Source organism: Caldalkalibacillus thermarum (genome assembly GCF_014644735.1).
In the GTDB taxonomy this organism is placed as follows: domain Bacteria; phylum Bacillota; class Bacilli; order Caldalkalibacillales; family Caldalkalibacillaceae; genus Caldalkalibacillus; species Caldalkalibacillus thermarum.
Map to the genome: position 1 here is coordinate 65,962 of NZ_BMKZ01000011.1, position 11,703 is coordinate 77,664.

General features: G+C 47.8%; 9 protein-coding genes and 1 rRNA gene. 4 read left to right on the forward strand and 6 right to left on the reverse strand.

Features of this window, described 5'->3' with window-relative positions; translation table 11 throughout:
• Window positions 1-33: 33 nt before the first annotated feature.
• The 4 genes from lpdA to pdhA are packed head-to-tail and all read right to left on the reverse strand — an operon-like array spanning window position 34 to window position 4,856.
• Window positions 34-1,443, reverse strand: a complete 1,410-nt coding sequence (gene lpdA, locus IEW48_RS06240; RefSeq protein WP_188623058.1) for a dihydrolipoyl dehydrogenase — start codon at window positions 1,441-1,443, stop codon at window positions 34-36.
• Between the two features lie 15 nt (window positions 1,444-1,458).
• Complete coding sequence (locus tag IEW48_RS06245) at window positions 1,459-2,769, reverse strand: dihydrolipoamide acetyltransferase family protein (protein WP_188623059.1); 1,311 nt, start codon at window positions 2,767-2,769, stop codon at window positions 1,459-1,461.
• A gap of 20 nt (window positions 2,770-2,789) precedes the next feature.
• Entirely contained in the window at window positions 2,790-3,770 is a 981-nt protein-coding gene (locus tag IEW48_RS06250) for an alpha-ketoacid dehydrogenase subunit beta (RefSeq protein WP_007505016.1), read from the reverse strand.
• Between the two features lie 3 nt (window positions 3,771-3,773).
• Entirely contained in the window at window positions 3,774-4,856 is a 1,083-nt protein-coding gene (gene pdhA, locus IEW48_RS06255; RefSeq protein WP_188623060.1) for a pyruvate dehydrogenase (acetyl-transferring) E1 component subunit alpha, read from the reverse strand.
• 113 nt (window positions 4,857-4,969) lie between these two features.
• Here pdhA and IEW48_RS06260 point away from each other — a divergent pair, with 113 nt between their 5' ends.
• Window positions 4,970-5,707 (forward strand): alpha/beta hydrolase, encoded by a 738-nt coding sequence (locus IEW48_RS06260; protein ID WP_188623061.1) that lies wholly within the window; start codon window positions 4,970-4,972, stop codon window positions 5,705-5,707.
• Window positions 5,708-5,784: 77 nt separating this feature from the next.
• Here IEW48_RS06260 and IEW48_RS06265 read toward each other — a convergent pair whose 3' ends face one another.
• Window positions 5,785-7,161 (reverse strand): AMP-binding protein, encoded by a 1,377-nt coding sequence (locus IEW48_RS06265; RefSeq protein WP_229703964.1) that lies wholly within the window; start codon window positions 7,159-7,161, stop codon window positions 5,785-5,787.
• Window positions 7,162-7,414: 253 nt separating this feature from the next.
• Here IEW48_RS06265 and IEW48_RS06270 point away from each other — a divergent pair, with 253 nt between their 5' ends.
• The 3 genes from IEW48_RS06270 to IEW48_RS06280 all read left to right on the forward strand — a co-directional run bounded on the left by IEW48_RS06270 (window position 7,415) and on the right by IEW48_RS06280 (window position 10,728).
• Window positions 7,415-8,425, forward strand: coding sequence for a DUF1646 family protein (locus tag IEW48_RS06270; RefSeq protein ID WP_188623062.1), 1,011 nt, complete (start codon window positions 7,415-7,417; stop codon window positions 8,423-8,425).
• 114 nt (window positions 8,426-8,539) lie between these two features.
• Complete coding sequence (locus tag IEW48_RS06275) at window positions 8,540-8,986, forward strand: hypothetical protein (RefSeq protein WP_188623063.1); 447 nt, start codon at window positions 8,540-8,542, stop codon at window positions 8,984-8,986.
• Window positions 8,987-9,051: 65 nt separating this feature from the next.
• Complete coding sequence (locus tag IEW48_RS06280) at window positions 9,052-10,728, forward strand: putative bifunctional diguanylate cyclase/phosphodiesterase (RefSeq protein ID WP_188623064.1); 1,677 nt, start codon at window positions 9,052-9,054, stop codon at window positions 10,726-10,728.
• A 537-nt stretch (window positions 10,729-11,265) separates the two neighbouring features.
• On the opposite strand, the gene rrf is transcribed toward IEW48_RS06280, so the two are convergent.
• Window positions 11,266-11,382 (reverse strand): 5S ribosomal RNA (gene rrf, locus IEW48_RS06285).
• Window positions 11,383-11,703 lie beyond the last annotated feature (321 nt).

Consider the following 11,703-nt stretch of genomic DNA (forward strand, 5'->3'; position numbering starts at 1 on the left):
GCTTATTTCACTATCAATTTCAGATTGGTGTCTTTATTTGACCATATGAATGGGTTGCCCAAGGGCCACTTCAGCCGCTTCCATGGTCATCTCGCCCAGTGTGGGATGAGCGTGAATGGTCAAGGCAACATCTTCCAGTGTGGCGCCCATCTCGATGGCCAGTCCAAGCTCAGCAATAAGATTCGAAGCCTCCATACCCACAACCTGGGCCCCTAATATAACGCCGTTTTCTTTATTGGCCACCACTTTAACAAAACCATCGGTTGCGTTGACGGAAAGGGCCCGGCCATTGGCAGCAAACGGGAATTTGCCTACTGACACCTCATAACCCTCTTCCTTCGCTTCTGCTTCTGTCAGTCCCACAGTGGCGATTTCAGGATCGGAGAACACCACAGCCGGAATAACCTTGTAGTCAACAGCGCTGGGCTCTCCAGCTATCACTTCAGCCGCTATCTTCCCTTCATAAGAGGCTTTATGAGCCAATGCAGGGCCAGCTACCACATCGCCGATGGCAAAAATGCGTTCATTGCTGGTGCGGCACTGCTCATCCACTTCTATTAAGCCTCTCTCATTCACTTTAACCCCAGCCATGTCCAAACCGAGTTCATCAGTATTTGGCTTGCGTCCCACAGTGACCAGCAGGTAGTCAGCGGTAATGGTTTCTTCTTTGTCCTTCACTTTATAGGTGACGGTTACACTGTTTTCATCTTGTTCAGCAGACTGGGCCATGGCGTTTTTAACCACATTGACATTGAGCCGTTTAAGGTTTTTCTGAACCAGCTGGGCCACTTGTTTTTCGAAGGTGGGTAGAATCTGATTTTCACCTTCAAGGATGGTCACTTTGGTCCCAAACTTGGCAAAGGTTTGCCCCAGCTCAATGCCGATATATCCCCCGCCGATCACCACCATGCTTTTAGGAATTTCCTTCAACGCGAGCGCTTCAGTAGAAGAGATAATCCGGCCGCCAAACGGGAAAGGCTTCAGCTCAACAGGACGGGAACCGGTGGCAATGATGCAGTGGTTAAATTTGAGGCGTTCTGATTCATAGCCGCGGTTGACGCGTACTTCATCCTCGCTGACAAAAATAGCCTCGCCTTGAATGATTTCAACATTGTTCCCTTTAAGCAGGGTTTCCACACCACCGGTCAATTTTTGAACGACTCCTTGCTTCCATTCTTGCACTTTGGCGAAATCCACTGTCACATTTTCAGCTGTAATGCCCATGCCCTGGTCATCATTCATCAGTTCATACTTATGGGCTGCCGAAATCAAAGCTTTGGAAGGAATACATCCCACATTGAGGCAGACGCCTCCCAGTTTGTCTTTCTCCACAATCGTCACTTTCTTGCCCAGTTGGGCTGCCCGGATGGCAGCCACATATCCACCCGGGCCTGCACCGATCACCAGCACATCCACTTCTTTGCCAAATTCACCTACAACCATGTTTGGTCACCCCCATTATGCCTCTAAGATTAACATATCTGGATCTTCCAGAAGTTGTTTCACATAGTTGACAAACTGCTGTGCGGCTACCCCATCAATCAAACGGTGATCGAAGCTTAAGGACAGTGCCATCACCGGAGCCACTTTTATCTCTCCATCAACAACCACTGGCTTTTCCTGAATGCGGCCTGTTCCCAAAATAGCCACTTCAGGATAGTTGATAACCGGTGTGAAGAACATGCCTCCGGCCGAACCAATGTTAGTAATGGTAAAGGTGCTGCCGGTCAGCTCCTCACGGGACAGTTTGCCCTCCCGGCCGCGGGTGGCCAGGTCGCGGATTTCAGCGGCAATTTGCCATATGTTCTTCTGGTCCGCATCTTCCACAACAGGAACAAGCAGACCATTTTCCGTGTCAGTGGCAATGCCGATATTGTAATAATGCTTGTACACAATCTCTTCTTTGTCGTCATCAATGGAGGCATTCAACTGTGGGAATTCACGCAGGGCAGCCACGGCTGCTTTGACAATAAACGGCAGATAAGTCAATTTAACACCCTTTTTCTCTGCGAGTGGTTTGGCTTTTTGCCTTAATTCAACCAGCTTGCTGACATTGACCTCGTCCATCACTGTGACATGCGGCGCTGTATAGACAGACTTGGTCATTGCCTGGGCGATCACTTTGCGGATGCCACGCAGGGGAACACGCTCTTCGTAACGTTCTCCTCTAACGGCTGGCTTGGCGGCATGCACTGCAGTTTCCTGCTTTTCTTCTGCAGCCGCCTTTTGTTCAGCGGCAGGCGCTTTGCCACCAGCCAGATAAGCATCGATATCTTCACGGGTGATGCGGCCATTCGGCCCGCTGCCTTTCACCTGGGTGATGTCTACCCCTTTTTCCCGGGCATATTTACGCACGGAAGGCATGGCTAAAACTTTCATGCGCTCCTCGCGGGAAGCAGCAGGTTGGGCGGCAGGGGCTGTCTCTTTGTCTCCTTTCTCTTCTGCCGGCTTGTCCGCTTCAGTCTGCTTCGCTTCCGGCTTTGTCCCAGTTTCCTCTTTAGCTTCATCGTTTTGCTCCGGCACATCTCCCTCTACTTCAAAAGTGATTAATGTATCACCGACTACAGCTACTGTCCCTTCTTCCGCAACGATTTCCTTAACGGTTCCATTGACAGGTGAAGGCACTTCCACGACTGCTTTGTCATTTTGCACTTCCAGAATGATCTGGTCTTCTTCCACCGTTTCACCCGGTTGAACGTGCCATTTGATGATTTCACCTTCGTGAATGCCTTCCCCCAGTTCGGGGAGTTTAAATTCAAAGACGGCCACAAGTCGTACCTCCTTTTAAATTAGAAATCTAAGACCTGATTAATGGCTTTGACGACGCGATTTGGATCAGGCAGCCACTTATCTTCGATCATACCGAACGGATAGACAGTGTCCGGGGCTGTGACGCGCAGAACCGGGGCTTCAAGGTGCAGAATGGCTTTTTCATTAATTTGGGCGATGACTTCAGCAGCAACGCCAGATTGTTTTTGCGCTTCCTGCACGACAATGGCCCGGTTTGTTTTTTCAATGGATTGAACGATGGTGTCAATGTCGATCGGACTGATGGTGCGCAAGTCGATCACTTCAACCTTGGCTCCCCGCTCTTTTTCAATCTGTTCAGCAGCCTTCAGCGAGGTGTGCACCATGGCACCATAGGTGATAATGGTGACATCTTCACCTTCTTTAACAATGTTCGCTTTTCCGATTGGAATGGTGTATTCACCTTCCGGCACTTCACCGCGGAAAGAACGGTATAATTTCATGTGCTCCAAAAAGACCACCGGATCGTTGTCCCGGATAGCAGAGATTAATAACCCTTTGGCGTCATAAGGGTTGGAGGGGATGACTACTTTCAGGCCAGGTGTTTGTAACATTAGTCCTTCCAGACTGTCCGCATGCAATTCAGGTGTTTTAACCCCTCCACCAAACGGTGAGCGGATGGTGATGGGGCTGTGGTAACGTCCGCCGGAACGGTATCTCATCCGCGCCATTTGGGAGGCGATGCTGTCCATCACTTCAAACACGAAACCAAAAAACTGGATTTCCATGACGGGACGGAAACCAGTGAGGCCAAGTCCGATAGCTAGTCCACCAATACCGGATTCAGCCAGCGGTGTATCAAAGACGCGCTCCTTTCCGAACTGCTTTTGCAATCCGTCTGTCGCACGGAACACGCCTCCGTTTTTTCCAACGTCTTCACCGAACACAAGGACAGTTTCGTCGCGTTCCAATTCCACGCGCAAAGCATCATTAATGGCTTGAATCATTGTCATCTGAGCCATGTTTTATTCCCCCGCTTTCTCGTACTCTGCTTTTTGTTCTTCAAGGTGAGCAGGAAGTGTTTCAAACATGGAGTCGATCAATTGCGGAATGGTCATTTTCTCTGTTTCATCCGCTTGCTTCAGAGCCTTGTTAATTTCTTCCTTAGCTTCTTCGATCACTTTGTTCTCGTCTTCTTCAGACCAGAGCCCTTTGGCTTCCAGATATTTACGGAAGCGGATCAGCGGATCGTTTTTCTCCCATTCATCTAACTCTTCATTGCTGCGGTAACGGGTTGGGTCATCTCCAGCCATCGTATGCGGACCGTAGCGATACGTCAAGCTTTCAATCAAGGCTGGCCCTTCTCCGTTACGGGCTTTTTCCACTACTTCTTTCATCACGGTGTATACGGCTAACACGTCCATCCCGTCCACCTGGTAACCTGGAATACCGGCTGCCACTGCTTTTTGAGCTAAAGTTTCAGCAGCGGTTTGCAGTTCAACCGGAACGGAAATGGCGTACTGGTTGTTCTGAATCACAAATACAGCAGGCACATGGTAAGCACCAGCAAAGTTTATCCCTTCATAGAAGTCCCCTTGAGACGTTCCACCGTCTCCGATGTATGTCACGGCTACACGTTTTTCTCCTTTTTTCTTGAAACCTAGTGCCACGCCTGCTGTTTGAATGATTTGAGCACCAATAATGATTTGAGGCATCAAAACATTCACATCTTCGGGAATTTGTCCCCCATGCTGATGTCCTCTTGAATACAAGAAAGCCTGGTACAGCGGAAGACCATGCCAAACGATTTGGGGTATGTCACGGTAGCTGGGCAGAATAAAGTCTTCCTTCTTCAAAGCAAATTGGGATCCAATCATTGTAGCTTCCTGACCCGCTACAGGCGCATAGAATCCCAAGCGTCCCTGACGGTTGAGACTGATGGCCCGTTGGTCCCATACACGGGTAAACACCATGCGTCTCATCAGTTCACGCAACTCAGCATCACTCAGTTTGGGCTCCAGATCGGGAGAGATAACCTTCCCGTCTGCATCGAGCACTCTAATGGTCTCTACTTTTTCGGCTCGAATAGGCTTCAATTGTTTACTCATACTCTCACCCCTTAAACTTGATACATCTTTCTTTATTTTTGTCTATACCATGGAAATGATGTATTGTCATTGTATAAAATAATAGTAACTAAATCAACAAAGGAGTATCCCTCATGAGTGACAAAAACTACCTCAAACGTACTGTCATCAAAGAATCTATCAGTAGCAGATACCTTGATGAGGAGCGCTCCGTACGCATCTTTCTTCCGCCCGGCTATAACGAATTGATCTCTTACCCTATCGTGTATGCCCAGGATGGACAAGATGCCTTCATGTATGGCCGCATCGCCACCATCGCTAATTATCTCATACTTGAAAAAGGAATGGAACCCATCATTATCGTTGGGGTTGATGTAGATAAAAAGAAGCGCTCCAGCGAATATTCTCCGCTGGGTTCCCGCAATGAAGCATATAAACGTTTCTTTGTGGAGGAGTTATGTCCATTTATAGAATCCCGTTACCCGCTGCGACAAAATGGGATGAACCGCATCTTGCTGGGGGATTCCCTTGGGGCAACGGTCTCTTTACATATGGCCCTTGATCATCCCCACTGGTTCCAATATGTCATTAGCCTTTCCGGAGCCTTTTTAAACCCAACCTTAGCTGAATTGTCGAGAGCCTCCGATTTGGGTTGGCTGAATATCTGGATGCTGATTGGCACAGAAGAAACAGAAGTGGAAACGCACGCGGGCACCTTTAACTTTTTGGACTGGAATCGCCGGGCCAAATCAGTCCTTGAACAAAAAGGAGCTAACCTCACCTATCTGGAAAAAGAGGGCAAGCATATTTGGGGATTTTGGCAAAAACATCTCCCTGATGCTTTGATGCATTACTTTGGTTCAAATATCTAGGAACCTCCCTGATACCAAAATAAAAAACAGCTTGTGGCGCTGTTTCAGACAAACATGTATTGTATTTATTCTTTTATTTACCGGACTTCATCAGGAATGCCGATCACACCCGCTTCGGCCACTGCCGGATGTTCCACCAGCTTGCTTTCCACTTCAAAAGGGCCCACCCTTTCTCCTGAGGTATTGATGACATCATCAACCCGTCCGCTAAACCAGAAGTATCCGTCTTCATCTTTGTAAGCCATATCACCTGAGATATACCACCCATTTTTAAAATATTGATTGTATTTTTGTATACCCGGCAAAAGTTTGCCCATGGAGCCGGGGCGGATGGGCATAGAAGGATAATTGCTGCAAATGGTAGAACCTGTTTCTGTCATCCACCAGTTATCATGAATTCTTAAGCCCAGTATGTCCAATCCCCAGCGGATCACCTCCGGATTTAACGGCTCACCAGCGGAGAGAATATGGCGCAAATGAGACAAATCATACCGTTTGGGCAATTCATCCCCTGCGCCCATCAACATGCGAAACGCTGTTGGGGCACTAAACCATACGGTAACTTTAAATTTTTCCAACGTGGCGTACCAATCTTCCGGTTTGAACCTGCCCCCTCTCAGAACGACTGTCACACGATTAAGCCAAGGTGCCCATATTCCTGCAGATGTCCCAGTCACCCACCCCGGATCTGCTGTACACCAATAAATATCTCCTTCTCTTAAATCATAAGCAAATTTGCCTGACACATACTGATGTCGCATGGCATCATGAACATGCAAGACGCCTTTCGGTTTTCCAGTGGAACCGGAAGTGTAGTGGAGAAGCATGCCACTTTCTCTGTCAACCCACTCAATGGTATGTTCACCACTGACCTGCATCAGGTCCTCATACAAAACTTGATTGGGGCTAGTGGTTTCTTGGGCACCAACCAAAATAATGTGCTTCAAAGCAGGCAATTCTGCTGCAGGAATACGCCCCACCAGCTCAGGCGTGGTCACAACAGCAACCGCTCCGCTGTCCTCCAGCCGGTCTTTTACAGCTGCTTCCATAAACGCTTCAAACAGTGGTCCGGCAATGGCTCCAATACGTACAATGCCCAGCATGGCCACATACACTTCCGGACAGCGCGGCATGAAAATGAATACGCGATCACCTTTCTTAATATTTAACTTTTTTAACCCGTTGGCAAACTGTGAGGACAGACGGCTCATGTCTGCAAATGTGTACTGTTCATCTCGGCCTTGTCCGTCAGTATAAAGGAGCGCAATTTGATCTCCGAATCCCTCTTCCACATGACGGTCCACTGCCTCATGTACAATGTTGACACGACCTGTTTTTGACCACGTAAAGACTTGGTCTACATCATCCCAGCTCCAATTGGCATAAGTTTCAGCATAATGTTTCAAATTCGCGCTCGAATCGGTGATCATCAAAATTTCCGCTGCTTTCCCCATAAACAGGCTCCTCTCAACCATCTGTTATATATCAGTATATTTCTACTATATAATAAATTATTTTGTTGTTTCAATAATATAAAAATTTTGATTAGGAATATTCCGTTGGAATTCCTTACCCGAGTTCGACAGTCATTAGGTAAACAAATCGCTCATAAACCCATGATTCACCTGAGTATATGAGCGATTCAGTAGGGGTGGTATCTTTTTGATATAGAATCATAGATATTATGAAAAAAAGGGGACAGAGCCGATGATTGGATTAGTGGTGATTTTAATACTTGTTCTAATATTACCCTTTACGGCTAAAGTTGTGGAGCGAAACTTGGAAATTTTTCTACTGGTCATGGGGCTTACTGCGTCTATGGTCAGTGGAGTTTTCAATCCGTCTTTGTTGGCCAAGGCATTAAAAGATCCTGTCTATATCTCTTTAACTGTATTGGCGGCCGGAATGTTATTTAAGTGGGGGCAAACCCCGTTGAAAAAAGGCATATCCCGTATTGCTACTCTCATTCCGTACCGGCTGTTCTTAGCCCTAGTGGTCATTTTGCTTGGTTTGGTTTCCAGTGTGATTACAGCGATCGTGGCTTCCCTTGTGCTCGTCGCCATTGTCTCTGTTATCCAGCTTGACCGTCACACAGAACTAAGATTTGTCATTCTGGCTTGTTTTTCAATTGGGCTGGGGGCTGCCTTAACGCCCATTGGTGAGCCGTTGTCAACCATAGCCATTAGTAAACTGGATCAAAATTTTGGCTATCTGCTGCATTTAATCGGAACTGATGTATTCACGGCCATCGTCATCCTCGGCTGGTTAACTGTGCTGTTAGTCAATCCTGAACGTCATGACCACGGTCGTTCTGAAGCGGTGGCAGAATCGTACAGCGAGATTATTGTGCGGGCTGTGAAAGTTTACTTGTTTGTCATGGGCCTGACATTATTTGGACACGGATTTCACCCATTTATTGACCAGTATTTAACCGGCTTAGACCCCAAGCTTCTATACTGGGTTAACATGATTTCCGCCGTGCTCGATAATGCCACATTAACCGCAGCCGAGATCAGCCCTGCCATGAACGAGCTGACTGTCAGAGCGATCTTGCTAGGTCTCCTAATCAGTGGCGGAATGCTTATTCCTGGCAATATCCCCAACATTATCGCAGCAAACAAATTAAACATATCAAGTAAAGAATGGGCACGCATCGGTATGCCTATTGGATTGATGTTAATGGTGCTTTACTTTTTGATCATTTTCTTCTTGATATAAGGGCCATGTCAGATGGATGCGTGTCAACTCATAAAAAAATCTTACCGAACAGAAACTGATCTCTTATATTAAAATCTACCCCAAAAGGCACCACGAAGCGGTGAGAGAAAGGCTTTGCCCCTTGGTTATCCCTTCCTTTTTCGCCAACAGGCTGTCAAGGGGCGGCGCAGCCTTCGCATCGCGATTGCTGTCAAGCAACCCTTGACAGGAGGCGGGCGAGAAAGGACAATGGAGTTAAGCGTAAGCCTTTTTTGCATCAACGCCTCTGCTTTAGCGGGAGAGATGGATCATCATCCCATGATCCGCTTAGTCAGAAAAAATTACCGCAAGGACACCTTTATTTGTTTGACCTATCCAAAACAAGATATCGGGCTTGAGTGGTTCCACCAAGCATCAGACATCAGGCAAGCGTGCTGTCAAATCAGTCAATACCGGGTCAAAGTCTGGTTCTTTATTCGTTATATCTGCTCATCTTCCTTCCGGGTCTTGGGAAAAGATGCGCCACGGGACAAATCTGCCATTACCAAATCTATACTCAGTTTGGGCTTGGATTTTGTATAATGTGATCGAACGGTATATGAGAAACATTTGGATTGGGTTTGAGGAGATGACGGAGGTAACCAACCATGTTTGATTCCAAAGCTTTAAGAGCTGCAAATCTGCAGAAACATTGGCAGCAGTTGCGAACTTTGGAACAAGCCTTAAATCAGGCGGCCATTATTGTCATCACAGATCATCGGGGCACGATCACCTATGCCAATGATGCCTTTGTGAAGATCTCAGGCTATCGCAGGGATGAACTGGTGGGCAGTAATCACCGGTTGGTAAAATCGGGCTATCACGACCCTGCTTTCTACCGACAAATGTGGCGCACGATCAGTTCAGGCAAAGTGTGGCGGGATGAAGTCTGTAACCGGACCAAAAACGGAGAGTTGTACTGGGTGGATACGACCATCGTGCCCCTACTAGGGAAAAATGGCAAGCCGGAGCAATATGTTTCGATCCGCTTTGATATTACGGAAAAAAAGCGGTTGGAAAGCCTGGTCATGCTGGACCCGCTGACCGGAATCGGTAACCGACGCTTTGCCGAACAGAAGATTCATGAATTGATTGCATCTGGCCAAGCTGGTGACCAAGCTGCCTTGGTGTTGATTGACCTGGACAAGTTCAAACAGGTTAATGATGCTTTGGGGCATGAAGCAGGGGACCTGCTCTTGAAAAGGGTGGCTGAGCGTTTGCAAGAAGTGAAGGGGAGTAACGACCTCTTGGCCCGGCTTGCCGGAGATGAATTTCTGATTTTTATGCCTGGGATAGGGGATCACAGCCAACTGAAGCGCAAGCTTGCCCTCCTTAAACGTGCCTTCAGGAGGCCGTTTGAACTGCAGAGTTACCGGATTACAGTCTGGCCCAGCATGGGGGCAGCCCTCTATCCCCGACATGGCCGGAGTGTGCGGGAACTTTTGCGCCGGGCAGACTTCGCCTTATATTTGGCTAAGGAAAAATCAAGTGACGAAGTGGAATGGTTTGACTGGCATGCTGACATTCAACCCAATCCTTTTGTTCTTGAGCAGGAAATGGTGACTGGTTTGAAACAGAGACAATTTTTTCTTTTGTACCAGCCACAGGTTCATTTGCGCAGCAAAGTTTTGCTGGGGTTTGAAGCGTTGTTGCGCTGGCGTCATCCCCGCTGGGGAATCATTTCTCCCAAGGTGTTTCTAGAAGTGGCTGAAAAATCCGGCTTTATCATACAGTTGGGGGAATGGGTGCTGACCCAAGCCATGAGGGAGATGGGCAAACTGACAGCGGAACAGGGTTATTATCTCAGTGTCAACTTATCGATGCGCCAGTTTTACCAGCAACACTTGCCTGAGTTGATTTTACATATTGCCCAGGAAACCGGCTTTCAGCTGTCACAACTTACCCTGGAAGTAACGGAAACCATGCTTGGTCACACGGATCAGGCGGCCCGGCAGTTACAAGACCTTCATCAACTTGGTGTGCGCGTTTCCCTTGATGATTTTGGCACCGGTTACTCTTCCCTGAGCCGGATCAGTCATTATCCCTTGCAAGAATTAAAAATTGACCGCACTTTTGTTCAGCAGATCGGCACGGAAAAAGGGGATGCCCTCGTTAAAACCATCATTAATCTGGCCCGTCATCTTGACTTGGATGTAATAGCTGAAGGCATTGAGAAACCTCAACAACTGCGTTTTTTGCGCCGCCATTACTGTCAGGCAGGTCAAGGCTTCCTGTTTGCGCCACCTCTTAGTTTAGACGATTTGAAAAATGTGATTCGCAGTTGAGGGTCCTGCGATGTGATAAAACCAAACAAGGCATATGATGCGGGTTCCGCACGGGTATCCCGCGTCTTTTTTTGGACAAAATAGAACTTCTATTCTCTGACAGACAGTTGTACAAATGGTATGTTAGACTAGCCTTTAACGGAAACAAGAGAGGCAGACGGTTGCATGCTGAGAAAATTGGTTAAGTAAGCAGGGCAAGGTTTGGTCCCCTGCCTACTAAGGCAAGGCCAACGGGCAGCTAGGCGCCAAGAAGAACCTGTTCAGTCTGCGCCCACAACTTGAGATAATAATGATTGGATATGGGGGATGAGAAATGAAGCTGGAATTTGAAACAGGTTGGTCTGACCCGTTGTATGGAGGGGGATATTCACTGTGTATCCTTGTCCATAACTTGTGTCCTTTACGTTGGATTTGGACTGGTATCAACACTTATTTTTTTCCAACTAGCTAAACAAGCCTAAAAGACAAGGGAAATGGATAGGCTTTACAAAAAATAAAAAAACCCCGTGAAAAAATCACGAGGCTTGATTTGTACCAGCCTGGCAACGACCTACTCTCCCAGGGGCTTTCGCCCCAAGTACCATCGGCGCTGGAGGGCTTAACTTCCGTGTTCGGAATGGGAACGGGTGTGTCCCCTCCGCTATCGTCACCAGACCGTTCAGGACTGTGCCCTTCGTGTCTCGCACTGCGTTTGCAGGCCACGTCGGACACACTCCCTCTCTTATTCACTTCTCCGTTCATACAGAGTGCTTGGCCACTCTGAATGTTGCTTAAGTTTCTTGGTACACGTCCTGTTTGCGAAGCCGCCTGTAAGCGTCAGTGCGAGCGGCTGAGCAAACATGAGTTGCACCCTGAAAATTAGATAACAGCAACGATTCACCGGTGCCACGCGTGAATGGGTTAAGCCCTCGACCGATTAGGATCTGGTCGCTCCACGCATTGCTGCGCTTCCACTCCAGACCTATCTACCTCGTC

Coding starts and splice junctions, on each gene's coding strand:
- IEW48_RS06260 (WP_188623061.1), top strand. CDS start 4,970: ATGAGTGACAAAAACTACCTCAAACGTACTGTCATCAAAGAATCTATC.
- lpdA (WP_188623058.1), bottom strand. CDS start 1,443: ATGGTTGTAGGTGAATTTGGCAAAGAAGTGGATGTGCTGGTGATCGGT.
- IEW48_RS06270 (WP_188623062.1), top strand. CDS start 7,415: ATGATTGGATTAGTGGTGATTTTAATACTTGTTCTAATATTACCCTTT.
- IEW48_RS06280 (WP_188623064.1), top strand. CDS start 9,052: ATGTTTGATTCCAAAGCTTTAAGAGCTGCAAATCTGCAGAAACATTGG.
- IEW48_RS06250 (WP_007505016.1), bottom strand. CDS start 3,770: ATGGCTCAGATGACAATGATTCAAGCCATTAATGATGCTTTGCGCGTG.
- pdhA (WP_188623060.1), bottom strand. CDS start 4,856: ATGAGTAAACAATTGAAGCCTATTCGAGCCGAAAAAGTAGAGACCATT.
- IEW48_RS06265 (WP_229703964.1), bottom strand. CDS start 7,161: ATGGGGAAAGCAGCGGAAATTTTGATGATCACCGATTCGAGCGCGAAT.